The sequence below is a fragment of the Roseomonas sp. OT10 genome, from assembly GCF_020991085.1.
Classification (GTDB): domain Bacteria; phylum Pseudomonadota; class Alphaproteobacteria; order Acetobacterales; family Acetobacteraceae; genus Roseomonas; species Roseomonas cutis.
This window is the reverse complement of sequence record NZ_CP087719.1, coordinates 3,755,233-3,779,568: the sequence shown is the minus strand read 5'-3', so window position 1 is coordinate 3,779,568 and position 24,336 is coordinate 3,755,233. Positions and strand designations below refer to the sequence as shown.

Here is a 24,336-nt window from a genome sequence, read left to right as displayed (position 1 = left end):
TCCGGGCGGGCTACGCCGCGACCGTGTAGCCCTCCGCCTCGATCGCATCGACGAGGGCCGGGCGGGTGGCCGTGGTTTCGGCCCGCACCCGGCCGGTGGGCAGGTCGATCTCGACCTTCGCGGCCGGGTCCAGGCCGCGCACGGCCTCCGTCACCGCCTTCACGCAATGCTGGCAGTCCATGCCCGTCACCTGCAGCTCGATCATCGATCCGGCTCCTGCCTGCTCTCCCCCGCATCTGGGATCGCGCCCCGGCCGCCGGAAGGGCCATGGCCGCCATGGCACCGGGATGGCGGCTTCCGCCCCGCCGCGGGCTCGACCATCCGGCCGGTTCGGGGCAAGGAGGCCCGGTGCAGGCCCGGGCAGTGCGGTTCCGCCGCGGCCCGGGCCGGCGGCGACGGGCCCTCCGCGCCGTTCCCCGCCCCCACAGGATCGGAGATCTCCGCCGTGCCGAGACCGCCGCCTCCCATGCTCCTGGCCCTGGCGGCCGCCGCGCTGCCCCTGTCCCCCGCCCTGGCACGGGTGGTCGTGACGGGCGATGCCGGCTTCGTGGCGGAGAGCGCCGGCGTCCTGCCGGCGCCCTTCCTCTACCTCGGCGCCAAGCAGGTGCTGACCGATCCCGCGGCGTGGCTGCTGCTCCTCGCCCTGCTGCTGCTTCCCTGGCGCGATGTCGCCGGGCGGGCCGCGCTCCTTGCCCTCGGCGCGATCGTGGCGCTGGGCTGGCCGGGGGCGCCCGGGCCAGGATCGGAGGCCGGCGCCGCGCTGCTCGGGGCCGCCCTGGCCTGGCTGGCCTTGGACAATCTCGGCGCCTGGCGCCGCTGGCTGGGCTGGCGCCACAGCGGACGGCTGGCCGCCCTGGTGGCCCGCGGGGCGCTCGGGGTGGCGGCCGCCGCGGCGCTGGCCGCCCTGCCCCTTTCGCCGCAGGGCGCGCTGGCCAACGCCCTGTCCTTCCGGCTGGGCGCCGGGCTGGGGCTGGCGCTCGCCCTGCTGGCCTGCGCCCGGGTGCTGCGCGGCTGGCGCCGCCCCGGCGGGCCGCTGGATCCGGCCCGGCCGGACGCCGGCCATGCCGGCCCCGCCTATCCGGCGAATGTCGCGCTGCTGGCCCTGGGCTTCGTCCTGGCCGGGCGCGGCCTCGCCGCCCTGCTCATCGCCTGACCCATCCGCTTCGGAGGACAAGACCGCATGGCCCTGCCGCCCGATCCCCGCGATGCCGCGCTGCCGACCGGGGGACAGCTTCGCCTCTCCACCCTCTTCGCCGCGCTGCTGGCCGCACTGGTCCTGCTGGCCGTGGTGCTGCCGGCCGAGCGCGGGGTGGATCCCCTCGGCGCCGGCCGCCTCCTCGGCCTGACCCGCATGGGCGAGACCAAGGCGGCGCTGGCCGCGGAGGCCGCCGCGGAGCGGCCGCGCGCGATGCTGGCGCTGGAGCGCCGGCTGGCCGCGGTGGAGCTGCAACTCGCCCGCTTGCAGCCGCTGGTGGACCTGGCCATGACGCCCGAGGATGCGGCGCTGGCCGCCACGGCGCCGGAGGCGCGGCAGGACCGGACGGTGCTGACCCTGGGCCCGAAGGCGGCGGCGGAGCTGGAGCTGGACATGGACGAGGGCGCGGCCGTCGCCTTCGACTGGACCGTCCAGGGCGGGCGGGTGAATTTCGACGCCTATGGCGAGCCCTACGACCCGACCCTCTCCGGCACGCTCACCTATTCCCGCGGCGCCGGCGTGCGGGGCGACAAGGGCGAGCTGGTGGCGGCCTTTGCCGGGCGGCACGGCTGGTCCTGGCGCAACCGGTCCGATGCGACGGTGACCCTGACCCTGCGCACCGATGGCGCCTATCGCGGCATGATCCGGGCCGAGTAGCGTCCGGGCCGGCCCGCGATTGACCGCGGCCGGGACGCGGGCCAGATCAGCGCGCCATGCGTTTCGCCCTGATCCTTGCCGGCTCGCTGCTCCGCGCCGCGCCGGCCCTCTCCCCCGCCGCCCTGGCCTCCATCGCCTTGGCCTCCATCGCCCTGGCGCCCGCCGCCTGGGCCCAGCCGGCCGCGCCCGCCGCGCCGGCGAGCCAGCCCTTCCGCGTGCTGAACCGGACGGGGGTGGAGGCATCGCAGCTCTACGCCGTGCGCTCGGGCCGGGCGGACTGGGGGCGCAACCTGCTGCCCCGCCCGATGCCGTCCGGCGCCGCCTTCTCCCTGCGCCCCAATGCCGAGGCGGGGTGCCGCTTCGACATCCGCCTGGTGCTGGCGGATGGCCGCGAGGCGGTGCAGCGGAACACCGAGATCTGCGAGGGCGACCGCAGCGTGGCGATCGACGCCGCCCTGGCGGCCGCCCCCGCTCCGCCCCGCGGCCGCCCCACCCCGCCGTCCGCCCAGCCCAACCCCGGCGCCCGCGCCGCCTCCGGCACCGGCTTCCTGGTGGCGGACGAGCGGGTGATGACCAACCAGCACGTGGTCAACGGCTGCGACCGGCTGCTGGTCCGCGGCCCCGATGGCCGCAGCCACGCCGCCGTGCCGCCGGTGCAGGTGGACCCCCGGCTGGACCTCGCCCTGCTGCGCGTGCCCGGCCTGACCGGCTCCGTCCTGGCCTTCCGCAGCAATCCCGTCCGCCGCGGCGAGGGCGTGGTGGCCTACGGCTTCCCCCTGGCCGGGCTGCTCTCCTCCGACCCGAAGCTGACGCGGGGCGAGATCAACGGCCTCGCCGGGCTGGGCGACGACCCGAACCAGTTCCAGATCAGCGCCCCGGTCCAGCCGGGCAATTCCGGCGGGCCGCTGCTGGACATGCAGGGGAACGTGGTGGGCGTCGTGGTGTCCAAGCTGAACGCCCAGCGCGTGGCGCAGCGCACCGGCGACATCGCGCAGAACATCAACTTCGCGGTGAAGGGGGAGCGCGCGGCCGCCTTCCTGCGCGCGGCCGGCGTGCCGCCCGCCACGGCGGAGAGCCGCGGCCCGGACCGCAGCGCGGCGGATGTGGGCGAGGTCGCCGGACGCTCCACCGTCTTCATCCGCTGCGAGCAGTAGCGCGGCCGTCCGGGGCGCGCGGGACCACGGGCGGCGCCGCTTCCTCCCCTGCCGGGACCCGGCGCGGCGCGCCCGCCGCCATGAGCCGGCGGCGCGGGCCGGCCCGGATCAGCCCGGGTCGGGCCCGATGGCGACCGACTTCACCAGGGCCCAGACGGGCTGGCCGGGGCGCAGCGCCAGCCGGGTGGCGGCGTCGGCCGTCACGCGGGACAGCAGCACCGATCCGCCCAGGCGCAGGCGCAGCATGACCTCGGTGGGCGGGCGCGCTTCCAGGGATTCCAGCGTGGCGGGCAGCACGTTCTGCACGGACAGCCCCTGCGGCTCGGCGATGGCCACGGAGACGTCGCGCGCCCGGATGCGGACCCGCAGCCGGGTGCCGGGCGGCGCGTCCTCCGGCCCCGGCGGCACCAGCAGCGTGCCGCCGGCGAAGCCCAGGCGGAGCAGCATGCCGGCGGCGTCGCGCGCCAGCACGGTGCAGGCCAGCACGGCACCCGTATCCGGCCGCGCGGACAGCAGCGGCAGGTCGGTGCGGGTGGAGAGCGCCTCGACGCTGCCGCTGGCCACCACCCGCCCGGCCTGCATCAGCACCAGCGTGTCGGCCAGGCGATCCACCTCGTCCAGCGCATGGGTGACGTAGAGGAGGGGCACGCGCAGGGTCCCGCGCAGCCGCGCCAGGAAGGGCAGCACCTCCGCCTTGCGTGCCGCGTCCAGCGCGGCCAGCGGCTCGTCCATCAGCAGCAGGCGCGGCCGCGACAGCAGTGCGCGACCCAGCGCCACCCGTTGCCGCTCGCCCCCCGACAGGGTGACCGGGCGCCGGCCCAGCAGGTGGCCGATGCCGAGCAGATCCACCACCGCGCCGAACTCCGGCCCCGCCACCCCGCGCGGCGCCCGGCGCAGCCCGTAGCGCAGGTTGCCCTTCACCGAGAGGTGCGGGAACAGGCGGGAATCCTGGAACACCACGCCGCAGCGCCGGCGTTCGGGCGGCAGGGCGATCCGGCGCGCGGTGTCCAGCAGCACCTCCTCCCCCAGGGCGATCCGGCCGGAATCGGGGCGCAGCAGCCCGGCCACCGCCGCGAGCAGGGTGGACTTGCCGCAGCCCGAGGGACCGAACAGGGCGGTGACCCCCGGCACCGGCGCGGTGAAGCCCGCCTCCAGCAGGAAGCCGCCCGGGCCGGGGAAGCGGTGGCGCAGCGCGACCTCCAGCATCAGCGGTGCGGCCGGCCGGGGCGGGCGGGGGCTGCCCGTCCGGTGCTGCGCATCCCTTTGCCGCCTCAGCCGGGGGCGCGGCCGAGCAGCCGTTGCATCCGCCGCCCCGCCCAGTCGGCCAGCAGCAGCCCGGCCACGGCCAGGGCGAAGGAGACGGCCGCCAGCCGGGCGGCGGTGGCCTCGCCGCCGGGGCTCTGGGTGGCGGTGTAGATCGCCAGCGGCAGGGTCTGCGTCTCGCCGGGAATGTTGGAGGCGAAGGTGATCACCGCGCCGAACTCGCCCAGCCCGGCGGCGAAGGCGGTGATGGCGCCCGACAGGATGCCGGGCGCCATCAGCGGCAGGGTGACGGTGACGAAGCGGTCCAGCGGCCCGGCGCCGAGGGTACGCGCCGCCGCCTCCAGACCGCGGTCCACGCCCTCCAGGCTCAGCCGCACCGCGCGCACGATCAGGGGGAAGGCCATCACCCCGGTCGCCAGCGAGGCACCGGCGGTGGTGAAGACCAGGCGCAGGCCGAACCAGTCGTGCAGCAGGGCGCCGACCGGGCCGCGCAGGCCGAAGGTGACCAGCAGCAGCCAGCCCACCACCACGGGCGGCATCACCAGTGGCAGGTGGACCAGCGCGTCGAGCAGCGCGCGGCCCGGGAAGCGCCCGCGCGCGAGCAGCATCGCCGCCAGCACCGCCGGCGGCAGGCCGAAGGCCACGGAGCGCAGCGCCACGGAGAGGCTCAGCCGGACCGCCTGCCACTCCTCGGGCGTCAGCCAGGTGCCGGGATTCACGCGGGGAAGGCTCCCGGCGTCATGGCTCCGACAGGGCGAAGCCGAAGCGGCGCCAGGTCGGGGCGGCCTCGGCGCCGGTGATGAAGGCCAGGAAGGCCTTGGCCTCCGCGTTGTCGGCCGCGCCACGCGCCAGGGCGAAGGGATAGGTGACGGCCGGGTGGCTTCCGGCCGGGAAGGTCCCGACCACCTTCACCCCGCGCGACGCGGCGGCATCCGTCGCGTAGACGATGCCCAGCGGCGCCTCGCCCCGCTCCACCAGCAGGAGGGCGGAGCGCACGTTGTCGGCGCGGGCGATGCGGGGCGAGAGAGCATCCCACTGGCCCATCCAGGTCAGTGCCGCCTGGGCGTACTTGCCGACCGGCACATGCGCCGGGTCGCCCGTGGCCAGCCGCCCGTTCGGGCCCAGCAACGCGGCGAGGTCGGTGCCGCGGGCAAGGGGAATGGCGGCGGTGGCGCTGTCGGCCGGGGCGATCAGCACCAGGCTGTTCGCCAGCACGCTGCGCCGGGTGGCGTCCACGATCAGGCCGCGCTGCTGCACGTAGTCCATCCAGGGCTCGTCGGCCGAGGCGAAGATGGCCGCCGGCGCCCCCTGCTCCATCTGCCGCGCCAGCGCCGAGGAGGCGGCGAAGGAGAAGCGCGGCAGGGGATGCCCCTTGGCGCGCCAGGCCTCGCCCAGCGCGCGCATCGCATCCGTCAGGCTGGCGGCGGCGAAGACGGTCGGACCCGTCGCCTCCTGCGCCCGGGCCAGGGGCGACGAGGCGGCGAAGGCGGCCGCCAGGGCCAGCACGAGGAACCGACGACGAATCATGGGGCTGCTCCGGCCTCGATATTCCCGTTCGGCTATATCGGTGCGGGCGGGGCCACGCAACACGGGCCGGGGCGGGGGCGGGCCGGCTGTCCATCCGGCGCGAACGGTGTAGCCTCGCCCGGACTGCAACCGGGAGGAAATGACCATGCGTTCGACCACACGGCGCTCTGCGCTGCGGGGCGCTTTCGGGCTCGGGCTGATGATGGCCGGCGGGCCGGTCCTGGCGCAGGGCCAGGGCGGCGGTGCCGCCGGCCAGGCGCCGGCCGGCCCGGTGCCGGAATTCCAGGTCGATCCCTTCTGGCCCAAGCCGCTGCCCAACAGGTGGATCATCGGCGCCGTCTCCGGCGTGGCCGTGGACAAGCGCGACCACATCTGGATCGTCCATCGCCCCGGCACCATCGCGCAGCGCCAGCTTCTCGCCGAGCGCAACCCGCCGGAGACGGAATGCTGCGTCCGCGCCCCCTCCGTGCTGGTCTTCGACCGGCAGGGGAACCTGGTGCGCCACTGGGGCGGCCCCGGCCAGGGCTACGAATGGCCGGAGGTCGAGCACGGCATCTATGTCGACGCCAACGACTTCGTCTGGCTGGCGGGCAGCGGGGCGAAGGACCACCAGCTTCTGAAGTTCACGCTGGACGGCAGGTTCGTGATGCAGATCGGGCGGTCCGGCCAGTCGAAGGGCAACGCCGACACCGCGAACCTGAACCGCCCCGCCGATGTCGAGGTGGATACCGAGGCGCGCGAGGTCTACGTCGCCGACGGCTACGGCAACCGCCGCGTCATCGTCTTCGACAGCGAGACGGGGGCGTACAAGCGGCACTGGGGCGCCTATGGCCAGCCGCCGGTGGACGGAGGCCCCGAGGCCTATGGCGGCACGGCCGCCTATACGCCGGGCCAGGCGCCCTCGCGCCAGTTCGCGAGCCCGGTGCATTGCGTGCGGCTGACGCGCGACCAGTTGGTCTATGTCTGCGACCGCACCAACGACCGCTACCAGGTGTTCCGGCCGGACGGGACCTTCGTGGAGGAGCATTTCATCGCGCCGCAGACACGGCTGAACGGCTCGGTGGCGGACCTGATCCCCTCGCGCGACCCGTCGCAGGAATTCCTGTTCAGCGTGGACAATTCCAACGGCGTGGCGCGGGTGATCCGGCGGCGCGACGGCGCGGTGCTGTCCACCTTCGGGCGGCCCGGCCGCTGGGCCGGGCAGTTCCACGTGCCGCACAACATCGCCCAGGACAGCGAGGGCAGCCTCTACATCACCGAGGTGGACAACGGGCAGCGGGTGCAGCGCTTCGTGCGCCGCGCCCCGTCCTGATCCCTCAGGCCTCCGGCCCGAGATACGCCGTCGCGTCGATCTCCACCAGCACGTCCGGGGAGCCCAGCCCCTGGACGATGCAGGAGATGCGGTGCGGCGGGTCCTCGGCGAAGTTGGCGAAGTAGACCTCGTTCATCGGCTCCCAATAGGCGCGGTCGGTGACGTAGACGGTGCACTTCACCACGTCGCGCAACGTGCCGCCCGCCTCCTCCAGCAGGAGGCGGATGTTGTCGATGGCCTGCTGCGTCTGCGCCCGCGCATCGCCGAGGGCGACCTGGCCCTTGGCGTCGTAGCCGATGCAGCAGACGAACATGAAGCCGCCCGCGACGGTGGCCTGGGCGAAGGGCAGGCGGCCCCGGGGCAGCCTGTCGGTCTCGATGATGCGCTTGGGCATGGGTGTCGGCTCCCGGTCCGTGAGGGGCCCGCGAAGCAAACCGCGCACCACGCCGGAGGACGGGTCCGGTCTTGCCAGGGGCGGTTCCACCGACGCAGGTTGGTTGCATGATACAACCATCTGCCATGGATCTGGTCGAGCCGGTGCGGAATGCCTCGCGCCGGCTCGTCCGCGAGCTGGGCTTCCTGCGCGGCTCCCTGGCCGGTACGCCCCTGCCGCCCTCGGCGGTGCATGCGCTGCTGGAGATCGCGGCCGCCCCGGCGATGACGGCGGGCGGCCTGTGCGAACTGCTTCGCCTGGAGAAGTCGAGCGTGAGCCGGATGCTGCGCAAGCTGGTGCAGGCCGGGCTGGTGGAGGAGAGGCCGGAGCAGGCGGACGGCCGGACCAAGCGCCTGGCCCTCACCCCCTCCGGGCGGGAGCGGGCCGCGCAGATCGACGGCTTCGCGCGGCGGCAGGTCGCAGCCGCGCTGGATCGCCTGGAGCCGCGCCAGCGCGGGGCCGTTGCGACGGGGCTCGCCCTCTACGCCGATGCCCTGGCCGGGGGCGCCGCGCTGGAGCCCGCGCCCGGGATCGCCATCGTCGCGGGCCATCGCCCCGGCGCCCTGGCCGCCTGCGCCGGGCTGCACGCGCGGCACTATGCCCGGACGGCCGGCTTCGGCCGTGCCTTCGAGGCGCTGGTGGCCGCGGGGCTGGCGGAGTTCTCCGGCCGGCTGGACCGCCCGGGCAACGGGTTCTGGCTCGCGCTGCGGGGGGAGGATGTCCTCGGCACCGTGGCCATCGACGGCGAGGATCTGGGCCCCGGCCTCGCGCACCTGCGCTGGTTCATCGTCGCGGAGGCCGCGCGCGGGGCGGGGCTCGGGCGGCGGCTGCTCTCGGCCGCGCTGCGCTGCGTCGACGACGGCGGGTTCCGCGAGACCCATCTGTGGACCTTCCGCGGCCTGGACGCCGCGCGGCACCTCTACGAGGCGGCGGGCTTCGCCCTGGCGGAGGAGCGACCCGGGCGGCAATGGGGCGAAGAGGTGCTGGAGCAGCGCTTCGTGCGGAGGCTCGGCGCAGGGCAGGGGGCGATGGTGCCCGGCCGGGGGTGTGCCTAAGGTCGCGACGAGCCACCGCCGGCCCTTCCGGGAAGCCATCATGGACGCGTCCCCGCCCCCGTTCCTCGACCACCCGCAGGAGGCCGAGCCGCCGCCCGGCGCCGCGCCGCTGCTGCGCGCCATCTGGCACGGACTGCGCGGGGAGTGGGAGGCGGCGCACGGCATCGCCCAGGACGACGAAGGCGCCGACGGCTCCTGGGTGCATGCCTGGCTGCACCGGATCGAGGGCGACCTGCCCAATGCCGGCTACTGGTACCGCCGCGCCGGCAGGCCCGTGGCCCGGGGCGATACCGATGCGGAAGGCCGGGCCATCGGGGCGGCGCTGCTGGAGCGCTGAACCCCCCGCGCCCTTCGTTGCGTCGCCGATGCGATCTGCCCTATGGGCAGGGGGCCGGCGCGCGGCGGACGTTCCCTTTCGAGAGGCCAGCGGGGTCGCATGACGGAGCCGGAGCATCCCCTGTCCCGCCGCTCCTGCCTGAGCGGGGCCGCCGCGCTGGCGGCGGGAGCGGGACGGGGACAGTCAGCCGTGGCGGCTCCCACCTTTGTCACCCCGCCTGCGATCACCGATGACCGCGCGCTGGAACAGGCTCTGCCGGCCCTGTCCAACTGGGGGCGCTGGGGGAAGGAGGACCAGCTCGGGACGCTGAACTTCCTCTCGGCGGAGAAGCGGCTGGCCGCCGCGGCGCTCATCCGCACGGGGCGCGTGGTGCCGCTGGGCCGCGAGTTCTCCCCGACCACGCCGGAGCTGCGCAACTTCAGCTACCGGATGCAGCGCTACGAGGACGCCCTGCCGGAGGAATCCGGCAGCCTCGACACCGTCGGCATGACCTGCCACGGCTTCGCCATCACCCATGTCGATGCGCTCTGCCACATGTTCACGCCCGAGGGGCGCGAGAGCATGTACAACGGCCATCCGATCGAGGCGGTGACGCCGGAGGGCGCGCTGAAGCTGGGCATCGAGCATGCGGGCGCCCTGGGCATCGTCGGCCGCGGCGTGCTGCTGGACGTGGCGGCGGTGCGGGGCGGCGCCCTGCCGCTCGGGACGGCGATCGCCCCGGAGGAGCTGGAGGCGGCCGAGCGACGGCATGGCGTGCGGGCAGGGGAGGGCGACATCCTCTTCGTCCGCAACGGCGCCGGCTCCCGCAATACCTACCGGCACGGCACGGGGCTGCACGCCGCCTGCCTGCCCTGGCTGCACGAGCGCCGGGTCGCCGTGCTGAGCAGCGATTCCGACAGCGACGCGCATCCGCCCATCCCGGGCTTCGCGCGCTGGGCGGAACCCATCCACATGGTGGGCATCCCCTATCTCGGCCTGACCCTGCTCGACCATGCGGAGCTGGACGGGCTCGCGGCGGCCTGCGCCGAGGAAGGCCGCTGGGCCTTCTTCGTCACCGTCGCGCCCTGGCGCTTCAAGGGTGGCACCGGGTCCGCGGTGAACCCCCTGGCGATGTTCTGACCGCGCGCGGGGAAGTCGGCGCCTTCCCCGGCAGGCGGGCGCTACGACCGGAGCGTGGCGCCCGTCGCCTTGGCCACCGCCTCGGCCACCTTCTTCGACACCGCCTCGATCTCCGCCTCGGTCAGCGTCTTCTCGCGTGGCTGGATCACCACCTCGACGCCCAGCGACACCTTCCCCTCGGGCAGGCGCTCGCCGGCATAGCGGTCGAAGAGCGAGACCTCTGCGATCAGGCTCCGCTCGGCGCCGCGCGCGGCGCGCAGCACCGCCTCGGCCGGGACCGTCGCCTCCGCCAGGAAGGCGAAGTCGCGCCGCACCGGCTGGAAGGGCGGAATGTCCGGCGCCGCGCGCTTCCTGCGCTTCGGCTCGGCGATGGCGTCAAGGAAGACCTCGCAGGCCACGGCCGGCCCCGCGATGTCCAGCGCCGCCAGGACGGAGGGGTGCAGCTCGCCGAAGGTGGCGAGCACGAGCTTCGGCCCCTGGCGCAGCACGCCGGACCGGCCGGGGTGGTAGAAGCCCGGCGCGTCCGTCGTCACCGTCACCCCCGCCAGCGGCGCGCCGAGCGCGGCCAGCACCGCCAGCGCGTCGCCCTTCGCATCCATCGCGTCCACGGGGCGCGACGGCTCGGACCAGTGGCGCGGGGTATGGCCGGTGCGCACGGCGGCCGCGACCAGCGCCTGGCCCTCCGGCAGCGGGCTGGAATAGGCGCCGCCGACCTCGCTCAGCGCCACGTCGGGGTAGCCGCGCGCGGCGTTGCGCCCGGCGGCCAGCAGCAGGCTGGCGACGGGCGTCGGGCGCATCTGGTCGAGATCGGCGGCGATGGGGTTCAGCAGCCGCAGCGAATCCGGCGGACTCCAGCCTTGCCGCTCCGCGGCGGGGCCGAACAGCGCCGCCGAATCCCGCGCCAGGAAGCCGAAGGAGACGCAGTCCAGCGTGCCGCGTGCGGCCAGCACCCGTCGCGCCAGGGTGGCGCGGGACTGCGCCGGGGTCAGCGCCGGGCGCGGCACGGGGGTGGCGACGGGCAGCGAGACGGCGGGGACGGCATCCAGCCCGCGCAGCCGCAGCACCTCCTCCACCAAGTCGCACTCCGCCTCGATGGCGGCGCAGCCCTCGGCGGCCCTGGCGGCGCGCTCCGGCGCCAGCGACGGCGCCTGCACCAGCTCCGTCCGCCCGGCGCCGTAGCCGCTGGCGGAGGAGGCGACGTCGTTGCGCCAGGGCGGCACGGCGACGGTGACGCGGGCGTCGTCGCGCGACACCAGCCCGAAGCCCAGCCGCTCCAGCGAGGCCACCGCCTCGTCGGCCGGCACCTGCGCCCCGCCGAGGCCGGAGAGCCGCTCGAAGCGCAGCGTCGCCTCGCGCCGCCAGGACGGCTCGGCGCCGGCGGAGACCACCTCGCTCGCCTCGCCGCCGCACAGCTCCTGGATCAGCCGCGTCGCCGCCTCCAGCGCCTCGGGCGGCAGGGACGGGTCCACGCCGCGCTCGAAGCGGGCGCGGGCGTCGGAATGCACGCCGTGGCGTCGGCCGGACAGGGCGATGCGCACCGGGTCGAACAGCGCGACCTCGATGAAGCATTCGGTGGTGGCCTCGTCGCAGCCGGAATGCTCGCCGCCGACGATGCCGGCCAGGGATTCGACCCCCGCCGCATCGGCGATCACGCCATCCTCCGGCGTGACGGCGACCTCCTTGCCGTTCAGCGCCAGGAAACGCTCGCCCTCGCGCCCCATGCGGAGCGTCAGCGTGTCGCCCGTCACCTTGGCCACGTCGAAGACGTGCAGCGGGCGGCCGAGGTCATGGGTGAACCAGTTGGTCACGTCCACCAGCGCGTTGATCGGCCGCAGCCCGATCGCCGTCAGCCGGTCGCGCAGCCAGGCGGGGGAGGGGCCGTTGCGCAGGCCGCGCACCGCGCGCCCCAGCACCCAGAGCCCGGCGCGGGAATCCTCGATCGCCCAGCGCAGAGGGGAGGGATAGGCGCCCGGCACGGCTTCGGGGTTCCAGGGCTTCAGCGTGCCCAGCCCGGCCGCCGCCAGGTCGCGCGCCACGCCGCGCACGGCCAGCGCATCGCCGCGGTTCGGGGTGACGGCGATCTCGATCACCGGATCGTCCAGCCCGGCCCAGCGTGCATAGGGCTCGCCCAGCGGCGCATCCGCCGGCAGGTCCACGATGCCGCTGTGGTCGTCGCCCAGCCCCATCTCGCGGGCGGAGAGCAGCATGCCCTCGCTCTTCACCCCGCGGATCTCGCCAGTCTTGAGCGTGATGCCCGTGCCGGGGATGAAGCTGCCGGGCATGGCCAGCACCGCCTTCATCCCCGCCCGCGCGTTCGGCGCGCCGCAGACGACAGAGAGGCGCTGCCCCTCGGCGGTCCGCACCACCAGGGCGCGGAGCCGGTCGGCGTTCGGGTGCTGCACCGCCTCCACCACCTCGGCGATGCGGAAGGGGGCGAGGGCGGCGCCGCGATCCTCGATCCCCTCCACCTCCAGCCCGATGGCGGAGAGGGTGGTGGCGATGCGCTCCAGCGTCGCGTCGGTGTCGAGGTGCTCGCGCAGCCAGGAAAGGGTGAACTTCATCGTCCGGCCTCAGCCCGCGTCATGCAGCGTGTAGGGGGAGAGCACCGGCGCGCCGTAATGGCGCAGCCAGCGCACGTCGCTCTCGTAGAAAGGGCGCAGGTCGGCGATGCCGTGCTTGAGCATGGTGATGCGCTCGATGCCCATGCCGAAGGCGAAGCCCTGCCACTCCCGCGGGTCGATCCCGGAATTGGCCAGCACCTTCGGATGCACCATGCCGGAGCCCAGGATCTCCAGCCAGTCCGAGCCCTTGCCCAGCTCGCCGGTCTTCCGGTCCCAGCCGATATCCACCTCCATCGAGGGCTCGGTGAAGGGGAAGTAGGAGGAGCGGAAGCGCACCGGCAGCTCGGCGATCCCGAAGAAGGCGCGGAGGAAGTCGATCAGGCAGCCCTTGAGGTGGCCCAGTGTGATGCCGCGGTCCAGCACCAGCCCCTCCACCTGGTGGAACATCGGCGAATGGGTCGCGTCGTGGTCCGCGCGGTAGGTGCGGCCGGGCACGATGACGCGGATCGGCGGATCGCCGGCCAGCATGGTGCGCGCCTGCACCGGCGAGGTGTGGGTGCGCAGCACCGTCTCGAAGCCCGCGCCATGCGCGTCGGGCAGATAGAAGGTGTCCTGGTCCTGCCGCGCCGGGTGGTGCGGCGGGATGTTCAGCGCGCCGAAGTTCAGCCAGTCGCTCTCGATGTCCGGGCCCTCGGCGACCGCGAAGCCCATGGCGCCGAAGATCGCCGTCAGCTCCTCCACCGTGCGCGCGATGGGGTGGATGGCGCCGGCCTCGGCGCCGGCGGGCGGGTGCGGGCGCGGCGGCAGCGAGACGTCCAGCCGCTCGGCGGCCAGCTTCGCGGCCAGCGCCGCCGCCTCCAGGGCGGTGCGCCGCGTCTCCAGCGCCGCCTCCAGCGCCTGCTTCACCGCGTTCACCGCGGCGCCACGCGCCTTGCGGTCCTCGGCGGGCACGGCGCCCAGCCCCTTGAGCAGCGCCGTCACCTGGCCGCTCTTGCCCAGCGCGGCCACGCGCACGGCATCCAGCGCGCGCAGGTCGGCGGCGGCGGCGATGGCGGCTTCCGTCTCGGCCCGCAGCGTCGCGAGGTCGTCGGGCATCGGTACTCACCCCCCAGAAAGCGCAAAGGGCCGCGCTTCGCCCGCGAAGGCGAAGGCGGCCCCTGTGCCGGAAGAAAAGGCGGCTTACGCCGCGGGCAGGGACGCCTTGGCCTTCTCGACCAGGGCGCCAAAGGAGGTCGCGTCGTCATAGGCGATCGTGGCCAGGACCTTGCGGTCCAGCTCGATCCCCGCGGCCTTCAGGCCGGCGATGAAGCGCGAATAGGTCAGCCCGTGCTCACGCACGGCCGCGTTGATGCGCTGGATCCAGAGGCCCCGGAACTCGCGCTTCTTGTTGCGGCGGTCGCGGTAGGCGTACTGGAGGCCCTTCTCGACGCGCTCGAGAGCGGGCCGGAAGGCGGTGGAGGACCGACCCACATAGCCCTTGGCGAGCTTGAGGATCTTCTTGTGACGGGCGTGCTTGGTGACGCCGCGCTTGACGCGAGCCATGGTCTTCTACCCCTCTCTCTTACCGGTCCAGCCCGTAGGGCAGCCACTGCATGACGGTCAGCCCGTCCTGGTGGCGCAGCACCTGGGTGCCGCGGTTCTGCCGCTTGGCCTTCTGGGGGCGGGCGGAGAGGTTGTGCCGCTTCTTGCCCGGGCCGGCGAGAACCTTGCCGGTCGCGGTGATCTTGAAGCGCTTCTTGACCGAAGACTTCGTCTTCATCTTGGGCATTTCGGACCTCCTGACATCGGGCCGGCGCCTCCCTGCGGCCCCGCCCCCGGAAGGGGAGGGCCCGACCACACCGCGTGGCGGGGGGACGCTTCCATGGCCGGGCAGCCCAACACGGCCCGGACGCACGGAGAGGGGGCGCGTATAGCGGGGGGCGGGGGAGGGGGCAAGCGATGCCGCCGCAGCGCAGCCTTGCGCCGGGCCCCGCCCCCGGACCCGGGCAGGACATCCGCGGCATCCCTGTCGCACCGGCCCCTGTCACGCCTGCTGCCTGTCACAATGGGCGGGGCTGCCTCGTCCTGGGGATGGCAACCGCAGAGGAGGGAGGCCGATGAGCCCCCGGATGGACTATTTCGCCGCCGCCCCCAGGGCCATGCAGGCCATGCGCGACTTCGAGGCGGCCGTCGCCTCCTCCGGCCTGGAGCACGGCCTGGTGGAGCTGGTGAAGACCCGCGCCTCGCAGGTCAACGGCTGCGCCTTCTGCATCGACATGCACAGCCGCGACGCGATGCGGCAGGGGGAAAGCGCGGCGCGCCTCTTCCTGCTCGACGCCTGGCGCGAGGCGCCGCACTACACCCCGCGCGAGCGCGCCGCCCTGGCCTGGACCGAGGCCCTGACCCTGGTGGCGCAGACCCGCGCCCCGGACGAGGACTACGCGGCGGTGCAGGCGCAGTTCACGCCGGAGGAGGTCGTGCAGCTCACCCTCCTGATCGGCGCCATCAACGTCTGGAACCGCATCGCCATCGGCTTCCGTTCCGTCCCGCCGCGCCGCCGGGCGGAGGCGGCCTGACCGCCATGGCGATGGGCGGGGCCGGGCAGGACGCGGTCGTGGACTTCCTGCCGCTGCGGGCGGAGCTGGTCGGCCTCGCCTACCGCATGACCGGCTCCCTGGCCGAGGCGGAGGACATCGCGCAGGACGCCTTCCTGCGCTGGAACGCCGCCGACCGCGGCCGGGTGGAGGTGCCGCGCGCCTGGCTGCTGACCACCGCCGCCCGGCTCAGCCTCGACCGGCTGAAATCCGCCCGGCACCGGCGCGAGACCTATGTCGGCCCCTGGCTGCCCGAGCCGGCGCTGGAGGCGGCGGAGGCGCCGCAGCAGGCGGCGCTGGGCCGGGCGCAGGACATCTCCGTCGCCTTCCTGCTGACCCTGCAGCGCCTCTCCCCCGCCGAGCGCGCCGTCTTCATCCTCCACGACCTGTTCGAGACGCCCTTCGCCGAGATCGCCTCCCTGCTCGGCCGCAGCGAGGCCGCCTGCCGCAAGCTCGCCACCCGCGCCCGCGACCACCTGGGCGAGCCCGCCCCGCGCCATCCGGTGGACGAGGCGGAGGCCCGGCGCATCGCGCGCGCCTTCTTCGCCGCCTCCCGCGACGGCGACGAGGCGGCGCTGCGCGACCTGCTCGCCGCCGAAGTGGTGCTGCACACGGATGGCGGGGGCGCGCGTCCCGCGGCGCTGAACCCGATCCTGGGGGCGGAGCGGGTGGGGCGATTCTTCGCCGGCCTGGCCCGCAAGCATGGCCCGGCCCGGCCGCCCCTGCTCCATCTGGGCCGGATCAACACCCTGCCCGGCTACGTTACGCTGGAGGCCGACGGGCTGCCGCAGACCACCGCCCTGGAATGCCGGGACGGCCGGATCGTGGCGATCTACGTGGTGCGGAACCCGGAGAAGCTGCGCGCGCTGCGGCCGTGACCGGCCTGCCCGGCCGCCGGCGCCGCCCGCGCGGAGGCGTTGCGCTTGACGCCGCCGGCACAGGGCGGGAGCCATGCCGGCCCGCAGCACGGGCCCGGCCGGCTTCGCCACCGATCCGGCACCCGGGGACGGGCGGCGCCGCCGACACGGCCCGCCACCGGATCCGGCAGGCCGTCAGACCTTCCGGGCGGGGACTTCCTCCTCCTCCTCGTCCTCTTCCTCCTCCTCGTCGAACTCGACCTCGGCGCCGCCCACCACCGCCAGGCAGTCGGCGTAGGTCGAGAGCACCCAGTCGCGGTCCGGCCGGGTCTCGCCCTCGGCCCGCATGATGATCTGCAGCAGCGCCAGGGCCACCGCCGGCTCGCTGTCGCCCTCGATCTTGATGCTCATCTCGTCGCTCAAGGCTGATCTCCCCAATTGCCGTGGACCAGGAAATTACGCGCCGGGCCGGCCAGGGATGCCAACCCCCTCCCGTGGCGGGCCCCTCAGGTGGCGGCCGGCTTGTCCCCCGCCGGATCGCCGGCCGCGACCAGGCGCCGGATGGCGGCGGCCAGCGGGGCGGAGTCCCAGTCGGCCGCGCCCTCCAGCCGCGCCCGTTCCCGCCCCTGCCGGTCCAGCACCAGGGTGGTCGGCAGCCCGCGGACGCCGAGCGCCCGCCCCACGGCGCCGCGGGGGTCCAGCCACATGCCCAGGTGCTTCAGCCCGCGCGCGGCATAGAAGGGGGCGACCTGCGCCCTCCCGCCCCGGTCGGAGGAGAGCGGCACCACCACGATCCCCTCCGCCTGCAGCATCGCCTGCAGCCGGTCCAGCGCCGGCATCTCCGCGACGCAGGGCGGGCACCAGGTGGCCCAGAGGTTCAGCACGACGCCCTGGCCCGCGAAGCTGGCCAGGCTCTTCGGGGCGCCCTCGCCGTCGGTGAAGGCCAGTTCGGGAACGGGCCGGCCGCCGGGCACCTCGACCAGCTGGCCCAGGCTGGCCGCGGCACTGCCGGCCGTGGGGGCGTTGCCCTGCGCCCGCGCTGGACGGGACAGGGGGGTCATGCTCAACGTTCCGCCTGCCGCGGGCGCCAGGGCCGCCAGGGCCATGGCGTGGCGGCGTCCGATCCTCAGCAACGGGAAACCCTCCCTTCGTGTCCGACAAAAGCAACAGCCAGTGGGGCGGACGCTACGCCGCCGGCCCCTCGGCCGTCATGCAGGCCATCAACGCCTCGATCGGCTTCGACCGCGAGATGTGGCGCCAGGACATCCGGGGCAGCCTCGCCCACGCCGCCATGCTGGCGCATGTGGGGATCATCGCGCCCGGGGACGAGACCGCCATCCGCGACGGGCTGGAGGCGATCGCCGGCGAGATCGAGCGGGGCGAGTTCCCCTTCTCCGAGGCGCTGGAGGACATCCACATGAACGTGGAGGCCCGGCTGACCGAGCGCATCGGCGAGGCGGGCAAGCGGCTGCACACCGCGCGCTCGCGCAACGACCAGGTGGCGCTGGACGTGCGGCTCTGGACCCGCGACGCCATCGACGGGCTGGACGCGCAGGTGGCCGACACGATGCGCGCGCTGGTGGAGCGCGCGGTGGAGCACGCGGGCACGGTGATGCCGGGCTTCACCCATCTCCAGCCGGCGCAGCCGACCACGCTGGGCCACCACCTGCTGGCCTATGTCGAGATGCTCTCGCGCGACCGCGGGCGCCTCGCCGATTGCCGCGCCCGGCTGAACGAGAGCCCGCTGGGGGCAGCCGCGCTGTGCGGCACGGGCTTTCCGATCGACCGGCACATGACGGCCGAGGCGCTGGGCTTCGACGGCCCGACGCGCAACAGCCTGGATAGCGTGGCGTCCCGCGACTACGCGCTGGAGTTCCTCGCCGCCTGCGCCATCTGCGCGACGCACCTGTCGCGGCTGGCGGAGGAGTTCGTGATCTGGACGAACCCGTATTTCGGCTTCGTGCGGCTCTCCGACGCCTATACCACCGGCTCCTCGATCATGCCGCAGAAGCGCAACCCGGATGCGGCCGAGCTGGTCCGCGCCAAGCCGGGCCGGATCACCGGCGCGCTGGTCGGGCTGCTGACGGTGATGAAGGGCCTGCCGCTGACCTACGGCAAGGACATGCAGGAGGACAAGGAGGGCATCTTCGACGCCGCCGCCTCGCTCTCCCTCTCGCTGGCCGCCACCGCCGGCATGGTGCGCGACATGCAGCCCGACGCGGCGCGGCTGAAGGCGGCCGCCGGGGCGGGCTTCTCCACCGCCACCGACCTCGCCGACTGGCTGGTGCGGGAGCTGAAGCTGCCCTTCCGCGACGCGCACCACGTCACCGGCCGCCTCGTCGCGCTGGCGGAGCAGAAGGGCGTGGACCTCTCCGGCCTGACGCTGGAGGAGCTGCAATCGGGTGATGCGCGCATCCATGCCGGCGTCTACGACGTGTTGAGCGTGGAAGCCTCCGTCGCCTCGCGTACCTCCTTCGGCGGCACGGCGCCCGCCAACGTCGCGGCCATGGCGGCGCAGTGGCAGGAAAGGCTGGGGCAGGAAAGGCTGGAGCAGGAAAGGTCGGGGCAGGAGCGGCTGGCGTGACCCGGCCGATCCTGATCCTCCTGGCCGGGGCGGCGCTGCTCGTCGCCTGCGGCCGGGTGGGACCGATCCACCCTCCGGGGCCGAAGGAGGAGATCACCTACCCGCGGCAGTATCCCAGCCGCTGAGGGCCTGCACCGGCGGCCCCCGCGACGCAGGGGCCCCACGGGCCGGGGCCGCCACCCCCTGTGCCGATGGCATGATGACCTGACCGGTCGTGCTGTGGTGTTCCAGTGGCGGACCGGGAGGGGACGCCGTCCCCTCCCAAACCCTCCCCTGCCGGGGCCACAAGCGGGCTCCGGACCCCGCTGGGAGTCTGGTGCTTCCGGTAGCGTCAGCCTCCGGGCTCAACCCTGACGGAACGCGGACAGGCGGGACTCTGAAAGAAACATCAAAGGCGTCAGCGAGGGCTGCGGCCGTACCCGCCGAGGAGCATGGCTCCTCGGCGCCTCGACCCCGTCGCAGTCATCCGCGCGGCAGCGCCCATCGGGTCCAGGGCCCGCAGGGTCCTGGCGGAGTGGGGGTATCGGGGGCGAGGCAGAGCCTTGCCCCCGGGCCACGGGCGCCCCCACGCAGGCACGGATCAAGGCATCGCGCCGTGCGTATCAGGCCCGAACGAGGGCGCCGTTCCGCGTCTCTCCCGGCAGGCAGAGAGCTGCGACGAGGGCGGCGACCTCCGCCGGCTGGCGCAGGGTGGCGGGGTCCTCTCCCGGCATGGCCGTGGCCCGCAGGCGCGTGGCGGTGGGGCCGGGGTCGAGCAGGTTCACGCGCAGGGGGCTGTCGCCCGTCTCCTGCGCCCAGGTCAGCGCCAGGTGCTCCAGCCCCGCCTTGGTCGCGCCGTAGGCACCCCAGTAGGCGCGCGGCTCCTCCGCCCGCAGGTCCGTCAGCAGCACCGCCCGCCCGGCATCGGAATGGCGCAGGGGCGGGTCGCAGGTGCGGATCAGCCGCCAGGTGGCGGTCAGGTTCACCCCCACCACGTCGTCCCAGTCGCGCGGGGTGACATGTGCCACCGGCGTCAGCGTGCCGAGCGTGCCGGCGGCGTGCACCAGGATGTCCAGCCGGCCGAAGCGGTCCACGATGGAGGGGCCGATCGCGTCGATGCGGTCGGCGCCCTTGGCCAGGTCGAAGGGGAGGAGGGTGGCGCGGTCGCCGCCTTCGGCACGGATCGCGTCGTCCGTCTCCTCCAGCCCGCCCTGGCTGCGGGCGATCAGCACGCAATGCGCGCCAAGCCGCCCCAGCTCCACCGCGACCGCCGCGCCGATCCCGCGCGAGGCGCCGGTGACCAGGGCGATGCGCCCGTTCAGGGCCCGCGTCCGCGGGGGCGTGGCGCCTGGGGCCGCGCCCGGGTTGGGCTCGTTCGGATTCGGGTCGGGCATGGGAATCTCGGCCAGGAACGGGGTGGTCCGGCGGCGCGGGGAGGGCCCCGGCGCCGGACGCGCTGTCCGCGCATGTAGGGCCTGGGGGCGCGGCCGTCACGTCCCCGGCGGGCGTACGGATGCCCGGGCCTGCCGATGGGTCAGGCCGGGGCGCTGCCCGGTGCGCGCGCCAAGCGGCGCGTGGCGTCGGCTGCCGCGGCGTCCGTTCCCCGGAAGGCGCCACGCCCCGGGGGCCAAGGCTGCCGGCCGGCGAACGGCGCCGTTCGTGTCAGGCGCCGTTGGCGGCGAGCAGCGAGGGCACCCGGGCCGGGTCCTCCTGCATGTCGGTCAGGGGGATGGCGTAGTCGCCGGTGAAGCAGGCGTCGCAGAAGCTGGGCGCGCGCGCGTCGCGGCCCGGGCGGCCGAGGGCGCGGTAGAGCCCGTCGAGCGAGATGAAGGCGAGGCTGTCGGCGCCGATGAAGCGCGCCATCTCCTCGACGGAGTGGTTGGCGGCGAGCAGCTTGTCCCGGTCCGGCGTGTCGATGCCGTAGAAGCACGGGTGCGTCGTGGGCGGGGCGGCGATGCGCATGTGGACCTCGGCCGCGCCGGCCTGGCGGACCATCTCCACGATCTTCTTGCTGGTGGTGCCGCGGACGATGGAATCGTCGACCAGGATCACCCGGCGCCCCTCGATCATCACCCGGTTGGCGGAATGCTTCAGCTTCACGCCCAGGTGGCGGATCTGGTCCGTCGGCTCGATGAAGGTGCGGCCGACATAGTGGTTGCGGATGATCCCCAGCTCGAAGGGAATCCCCGCCTCCACCGCATAGCCCATCGCCGCCGGCACGCCGGAATCGGGCACCGGCACGACGACGTCCGCCTCCACCCCGGATTCGCGGGCCAGCTCCGCGCCGATACGCTTGCGCGTGTCGTAGACGGAGGTGCCCTCGATCACGGAATCGGGGCGGGCGAAGTAGATGTACTCGAAGATGCAGAAGCGCTCCTGCTGCCGTCCGAAGGGCTTCACGGAGCGCAGCCCGCTGGCATCGGCGATCACCACCTCGCCCGGCTCGACGTCGCGGACGAACTCGGCGCCGACGATGTCGAGGGCGCAGGTCTCGCTCGCCATCACCCAGGAATTGCTCTCGGGGCCCCCGAGGCGGCCCAGCACCAGCGGGCGGACGCCCAGCGGGTCGCGCGCGCCGATCAGCGCGCCCTCGTGCAGCGTGACCAGGGAATAGGCGCCCTGCACCTGCTTCAGCGCGTCGATCAGCCGGTCCAGCACGGTGGAGTAGAGGCTGATGGCGATGAGGTGGACGAAGACCTCGGAATCCGTCGTGCTCTGGAACAGGCAGCCGCGCCGGACCAGGGCGCGCTTGAGCTGGAAGGCGTTGGTCAGGTTGCCGTTGTGCGCGACCGCGAGCCCGCCGAACTCGAAATCGGCATAGAGCGGCTGGACGTTGCGGAGCGCGGATTCGCCCGTGGTGGCGTAGCGGTTGTGGCCGATCGCGGCATGGCCGGGCAGGCCGGCCATGATCTTGGCGTCGCCGAAATTGTCGCCCACCAGGCCGCGGCCCTTGTGGCTGTGGAAGGCCCCGCCCTTCTCCAGCGAGGTGATGCCGGCGGCTTCCTGGCCGCGGTGCTGCAGCGCGTGCAGCCCCAGCGCGGTCAGCGCCGCCGCGTCGTTGCGGCCGGAGACGCCCCAGACGCCGACGACGCCGCACTCCTCGTGGAAGCCGTCATCCTCGGCATCCCGGCCCGGGGCATCCCCGTCGGGGTGGGCGAGGGCGAAAGGGTTGGTGGTGAGCTCCATGCGGCGGTCCTCAGGTCCGGCTGCGGGCGGGGGGGCGCAGCAGGTCCTCCATGGGCGGCAGCGGACGGGCTGGGGCGTCCGGCACGCGTGGTCGGTAGTCGGGCGGCAGGCTGCCGACCAGCCACCGCGCCCCGTCGGCGACGAGCGGCAGGGCGCGGGCGTCGCGCACCGGCTCGGGCCAGCGGTCCGTGGCGGGCAGGAACAGCCCGGCAACGATGTAGGCGACCACGGCGAGGAATGCACCCCTGGCGAGGCCGAAGACCGTGCCCAGCGCCCGGTCCACGCCCCCCAGCACGGACGCCTGCACCCGGCGTGCCAGCCAAGCGATCAGCAGCTTGAGGACCAAAAGCGAGACGATGAAGACACTTCCGACCGCCACCACGTCTGCAAGCCACGCAGGCTCCACGGCGCGGCCCAGCGCGACGCGCATGCCGGGCAGCAGGAGGAACGCGAAGACGAGCGCCCCCACCCAGGCGCCGACACCCAGCACCTCGCGCACGAGGCCACGCGAGTAGGCGATGGCGGCCGAGAGGACGAGCACCGCCAGGAGGACGCCATCCACCCAGGTCATGCCGCGCCTGTAGCAGAGCCGGGGCGCAGGCGTCACGCCGGGTTATGCTTCGTTGCCATGGCGCCCATCCCGCCGCTGGCATGGCTGCCCCGCACCTCCTGCCCCGGGCTGCGCGGGGGTGGCCTGACCGGGGCCGGGGAGGCATGCTGCGGCGCAGCGAATGGCGGCCGCCACGTGCCGGGTGGGGATGCCCCGCCGGGGGTGCCCGAGCCGGGTCGCCCCGCCGGGATCTCCCCGGGGGAGGCCGCACCGAGGACGCCGCAGCCAGGACGCCGGACCCGAGACGATGGCCAGCCCCGAACCCGCCCCGCCCGCCGCCCCGCCCTCCTTCATCCAGGCGGGCACGCCGGCGTTCCGCCGCGTCAACGTGGCGATGCTGGCGGCCGGCTTCTCCACCTTCGCGCTGATGTATTCGGTCCAGCCGCTGATGCCGCTTTTCTCGGCGGAGTTCGGGGTGGGGCCGGCCAGCGCCGCCATGGCCCTGTCCCTGACCACCGGCATGCTGGCGGTGGCCATGCTCTTCGCCTCGGCCCTCTCGGAATCGCTGGGGCGCAAGCCGGTGATGGTGGCCTCGCTGCTCGTCTCCGCGGCGCTGACCACGGTGTCGGCGATGGTGCCGGGGTGGGACCAGTTCCTGGCGCTGCGTGCCCTGCAGGGCCTGACCTTCAGCGGCCTGCCCGCCGTCGCCATGGCCTATGTCAGCGAGGAGGTGGACCCGAAATCCAGCGGCTACGCCATGGGCCTCTACATCAGCGGCAGCGCCCTGGGCGGCATGGGCGGGCGGGTGATCACCGGGCTGCTGGCCGATCTCGGCTCCTGGCGCTGGGCGGTCGCGGCGATCGGGCTGCTGGGGCTGGCGGCGGCGGTGCTGTTCTGGCGGCTGCTGCCCCCCTCGCGCCACTTCCGCCGCCAGGCGCTGGCGCCGCGGGCGATGCTGGTCGCCTTCGTCGAGCACCTGCGCGACCCCGGGCTGCGGCTGCTCTTCCTCCAGGGCGCGCTGCTGATGGGCAGCCTGGTGACCGTGTACAACTTCCTGGGCTTCCGCCTGCTCGGCCCGGAATTCGGGCTGAGCCAGGCGGTCGTGGGGCTGGTGTCGCTCTGCTACCTGGTGGGGGTCGGCTCCTCGACCCTGGTCGGCCGGCTGGCCGACCGGCTCGGCCGGGCGCGGATCTTCTGGATCATGGTGGTGGTCATGCTGGCCGGGCTGGCGCTGACCCTGGCCGGTGCGCTGCCGCTGGTGATCGGCGGGCTGGCGGTGCTGACCTTCGGCTTCTTCGGCGCGCATTCCCTGGCCAGCAGCTGGGTCGGCCGGCGGGCCCAGCGGGCGCGGGCCCAGGCCTCCTCGCTCTACCTGTTCAGCTACTACATGGGCGGCAGCGTGATCGGCGCCCTGGGCGGGCTGTGCTGGTCCGCCGGCGGCTGGCCGGGGATCGCCGCGCTGGCGGGCGGCCTGCTGCTGACAGCGCTGGCGGGGGCGGCGCGGCTCGCGGTCCTGCGGCCGCGGGCGACCCCGGACTGACGATGGCCGTGCGGGGGAGGCCCTATCGCCGCTCCAGCCGGGCCGAGCAGGGACGTTCCACGCTGCGCCCGGCCATCGCCCAGGACTGGGCGCCCTCCAGCACCGCCACCCGCCCGGCGAGCCGCCCGGCATAGCGTGCCGTGTAGGACCAGCTCGGCCCCTGGACCCGCCCCTCCAGCACCACCGCGCCATCCGCGGCCACGCGCCCCTGGCCCGTCTCCGGCAGGCCGCGATTCTGGCCGGTGGGGGTCTGCACCTCCCGCTCGTAGCGGGCGAGGCCCTCCACGACCGTCACGGTGATGGCGGCATTCAGGCTTCCTGCCGTCATCCCGGGGATCGGGTCGCAGCGAAGCCGCCCGGTCCAACTCGCCTCCTGTGCCCGCGCCGCGCCGTGGAGGGCGAGAAGGAGCAGGGCGGCAAGGGCGCAGCGTCGCATCGGGGGTCGCATCGGGGC

27 protein-coding genes are annotated in these 24,336 nt (G+C 74.6%); 12 read left to right on the top strand and 15 right to left on the bottom strand.

Features of this window, described 5'->3' with window-relative positions:
* Positions 1–10: 10 nt before the first annotated feature.
* The gene (locus LPC08_RS17260) at positions 11–205 is read right to left on the bottom strand and encodes a heavy-metal-associated domain-containing protein (protein WP_230449471.1); all 195 of its coding nucleotides are present in this window, start codon (positions 203–205) and stop codon (positions 11–13) included.
* Between the two features lie 261 nt (positions 206–466).
* Between LPC08_RS17260 and LPC08_RS17255 the strand changes: the two genes are divergently transcribed.
* The 3 genes from LPC08_RS17255 to LPC08_RS17245 are packed head-to-tail and all read left to right on the top strand — an operon-like array spanning position 467 to position 3,006.
* Positions 467–1,153, top strand: coding sequence for a HupE/UreJ family protein (locus tag LPC08_RS17255; protein WP_230449470.1), 687 nt, complete (start codon positions 467–469; stop codon positions 1,151–1,153).
* Positions 1,154–1,180: 27 nt separating this feature from the next.
* Positions 1,181–1,852 carry a hypothetical protein gene (locus LPC08_RS17250; protein ID WP_230449469.1) on the top strand — a complete coding sequence of 224 codons (672 nt, stop codon included), beginning with the start codon at positions 1,181–1,183 and terminating at the stop codon, positions 1,850–1,852.
* A 56-nt stretch (positions 1,853–1,908) separates the two neighbouring features.
* Positions 1,909–3,006, top strand: coding sequence for a trypsin-like peptidase domain-containing protein (locus LPC08_RS17245; RefSeq protein WP_230449468.1), 1,098 nt, complete (start codon positions 1,909–1,911; stop codon positions 3,004–3,006).
* A 108-nt stretch (positions 3,007–3,114) separates the two neighbouring features.
* Here the strand turns inward: LPC08_RS17245 and modC are convergent, their stop codons facing one another.
* From modC to modA, 3 genes are all read right to left on the bottom strand, one after another.
* The gene (modC, locus tag LPC08_RS17240; RefSeq protein WP_230449467.1) at positions 3,115–4,212 is read right to left on the bottom strand and encodes a molybdenum ABC transporter ATP-binding protein; all 1,098 of its coding nucleotides are present in this window, start codon (positions 4,210–4,212) and stop codon (positions 3,115–3,117) included.
* A gap of 65 nt (positions 4,213–4,277) precedes the next feature.
* Positions 4,278–4,988, bottom strand: a complete 711-nt coding sequence (gene modB, locus LPC08_RS17235; RefSeq protein ID WP_230449466.1) for a molybdate ABC transporter permease subunit — start codon at positions 4,986–4,988, stop codon at positions 4,278–4,280.
* Positions 4,989–5,007: 19 nt separating this feature from the next.
* Complete coding sequence (gene modA / locus LPC08_RS17230) at positions 5,008–5,796, bottom strand: molybdate ABC transporter substrate-binding protein (protein ID WP_230449465.1); 789 nt, start codon at positions 5,794–5,796, stop codon at positions 5,008–5,010.
* Between the two features lie 145 nt (positions 5,797–5,941).
* Here modA and LPC08_RS17225 point away from each other — a divergent pair, with 145 nt between their 5' ends.
* Positions 5,942–7,108 (top strand): NHL repeat-containing protein, encoded by a 1,167-nt coding sequence (locus LPC08_RS17225; RefSeq protein ID WP_230449464.1) that lies wholly within the window; start codon positions 5,942–5,944, stop codon positions 7,106–7,108.
* 4 nt (positions 7,109–7,112) lie between these two features.
* Here LPC08_RS17225 and LPC08_RS17220 read toward each other — a convergent pair whose 3' ends face one another.
* A complete protein-coding gene (locus tag LPC08_RS17220; protein ID WP_230449463.1) occupies positions 7,113–7,502 on the bottom strand; it encodes a RidA family protein in 390 nt (129 codons plus the stop codon).
* 125 nt (positions 7,503–7,627) lie between these two features.
* On the opposite strand from LPC08_RS17220, the gene LPC08_RS17215 reads away from it, so the two are divergent.
* From LPC08_RS17215 to LPC08_RS17205, 3 genes are all read left to right on the top strand, one after another.
* Positions 7,628–8,596 carry a bifunctional helix-turn-helix transcriptional regulator/GNAT family N-acetyltransferase gene (locus LPC08_RS17215; protein ID WP_230449462.1) on the top strand — a complete coding sequence of 323 codons (969 nt, stop codon included), beginning with the start codon at positions 7,628–7,630 and terminating at the stop codon, positions 8,594–8,596.
* 40 nt (positions 8,597–8,636) lie between these two features.
* Entirely contained in the window at positions 8,637–8,933 is a 297-nt protein-coding gene (locus tag LPC08_RS17210; RefSeq protein WP_230449461.1) for a hypothetical protein, read from the top strand.
* Between the two features lie 189 nt (positions 8,934–9,122).
* A complete protein-coding gene (locus tag LPC08_RS17205; RefSeq protein ID WP_230449460.1) occupies positions 9,123–10,052 on the top strand; it encodes a cyclase family protein in 930 nt (309 codons plus the stop codon).
* 41 nt (positions 10,053–10,093) lie between these two features.
* On the opposite strand, the gene pheT is transcribed toward LPC08_RS17205, so the two are convergent.
* The 4 genes from pheT to rpmI form a co-directional block, all read right to left on the bottom strand.
* Entirely contained in the window at positions 10,094–12,613 is a 2,520-nt protein-coding gene (gene pheT, locus LPC08_RS17200) for a phenylalanine--tRNA ligase subunit beta (protein WP_230449459.1), read from the bottom strand.
* Between the two features lie 9 nt (positions 12,614–12,622).
* A complete protein-coding gene (gene pheS / locus LPC08_RS17195; RefSeq protein ID WP_230449458.1) occupies positions 12,623–13,708 on the bottom strand; it encodes a phenylalanine--tRNA ligase subunit alpha in 1,086 nt (361 codons plus the stop codon).
* Positions 13,709–13,792: 84 nt separating this feature from the next.
* Positions 13,793–14,155: a 50S ribosomal protein L20 gene (gene rplT / locus LPC08_RS17190; protein WP_230449457.1), complete on the bottom strand. Its 363-nt coding sequence runs from the start codon at positions 14,153–14,155 to the stop codon at positions 13,793–13,795.
* 19 nt (positions 14,156–14,174) lie between these two features.
* Positions 14,175–14,381, bottom strand: a complete 207-nt coding sequence (gene rpmI, locus LPC08_RS17185; protein ID WP_230449456.1) for a 50S ribosomal protein L35 — start codon at positions 14,379–14,381, stop codon at positions 14,175–14,177.
* Positions 14,382–14,709: 328 nt separating this feature from the next.
* Here rpmI and LPC08_RS17180 point away from each other — a divergent pair, with 328 nt between their 5' ends.
* Both LPC08_RS17180 and LPC08_RS17175 read left to right on the top strand, forming a co-directional pair.
* The gene (locus LPC08_RS17180) at positions 14,710–15,168 is read left to right on the top strand and encodes a carboxymuconolactone decarboxylase family protein (RefSeq protein ID WP_230449455.1); all 459 of its coding nucleotides are present in this window, start codon (positions 14,710–14,712) and stop codon (positions 15,166–15,168) included.
* Positions 15,169–15,173: 5 nt separating this feature from the next.
* Complete coding sequence (locus tag LPC08_RS17175) at positions 15,174–16,064, top strand: sigma-70 family RNA polymerase sigma factor (protein WP_230449454.1); 891 nt, start codon at positions 15,174–15,176, stop codon at positions 16,062–16,064.
* Positions 16,065–16,238: 174 nt separating this feature from the next.
* On the opposite strand, the gene LPC08_RS17170 is transcribed toward LPC08_RS17175, so the two are convergent.
* Together LPC08_RS17170 and LPC08_RS17165 are read right to left on the bottom strand one after the other, a co-directional pair.
* On the bottom strand, positions 16,239–16,466 hold the full coding sequence (locus LPC08_RS17170; RefSeq protein ID WP_230449453.1) for a hypothetical protein: 228 nt from the start codon (positions 16,464–16,466) through the stop codon (positions 16,239–16,241).
* A gap of 83 nt (positions 16,467–16,549) precedes the next feature.
* On the bottom strand, positions 16,550–17,104 hold the full coding sequence (locus tag LPC08_RS17165; protein ID WP_230449452.1) for a TlpA family protein disulfide reductase: 555 nt from the start codon (positions 17,102–17,104) through the stop codon (positions 16,550–16,552).
* Positions 17,105–17,193: 89 nt separating this feature from the next.
* Here LPC08_RS17165 and argH point away from each other — a divergent pair, with 89 nt between their 5' ends.
* Positions 17,194–18,627, top strand: coding sequence for an argininosuccinate lyase (gene argH, locus LPC08_RS17160; RefSeq protein ID WP_255702282.1), 1,434 nt, complete (start codon positions 17,194–17,196; stop codon positions 18,625–18,627).
* The gene (locus LPC08_RS26100) at positions 18,624–18,752 is read left to right on the top strand and encodes a hypothetical protein (protein WP_255702361.1); all 129 of its coding nucleotides are present in this window, start codon (positions 18,624–18,626) and stop codon (positions 18,750–18,752) included. The genes argH and LPC08_RS26100 overlap by 4 nt, the downstream gene beginning before the upstream one ends.
* A 477-nt stretch (positions 18,753–19,229) precedes the next feature.
* On the opposite strand, the gene LPC08_RS17155 is transcribed toward LPC08_RS26100, so the two are convergent.
* The 3 genes from LPC08_RS17155 to LPC08_RS17145 form a co-directional block, all read right to left on the bottom strand.
* Positions 19,230–20,000, bottom strand: coding sequence for an SDR family NAD(P)-dependent oxidoreductase (locus LPC08_RS17155; RefSeq protein WP_230449451.1), 771 nt, complete (start codon positions 19,998–20,000; stop codon positions 19,230–19,232).
* A 268-nt stretch (positions 20,001–20,268) separates the two neighbouring features.
* On the bottom strand, positions 20,269–21,792 hold the full coding sequence (gene purF / locus LPC08_RS17150; RefSeq protein WP_230449450.1) for an amidophosphoribosyltransferase: 1,524 nt from the start codon (positions 21,790–21,792) through the stop codon (positions 20,269–20,271).
* A 10-nt stretch (positions 21,793–21,802) separates the two neighbouring features.
* Complete coding sequence (locus LPC08_RS17145; RefSeq protein WP_230449449.1) at positions 21,803–22,399, bottom strand: CvpA family protein; 597 nt, start codon at positions 22,397–22,399, stop codon at positions 21,803–21,805.
* 250 nt (positions 22,400–22,649) lie between these two features.
* Here LPC08_RS17145 and LPC08_RS17140 point away from each other — a divergent pair, with 250 nt between their 5' ends.
* Positions 22,650–23,882: an MFS transporter gene (locus tag LPC08_RS17140; RefSeq protein WP_230449448.1), complete on the top strand. Its 1,233-nt coding sequence runs from the start codon at positions 22,650–22,652 to the stop codon at positions 23,880–23,882.
* A 22-nt stretch (positions 23,883–23,904) separates the two neighbouring features.
* Here the strand turns inward: LPC08_RS17140 and LPC08_RS17135 are convergent, their stop codons facing one another.
* Entirely contained in the window at positions 23,905–24,318 is a 414-nt protein-coding gene (locus LPC08_RS17135; protein WP_230449447.1) for a hypothetical protein, read from the bottom strand.
* Positions 24,319–24,336: the final 18 nt, after the last annotated feature.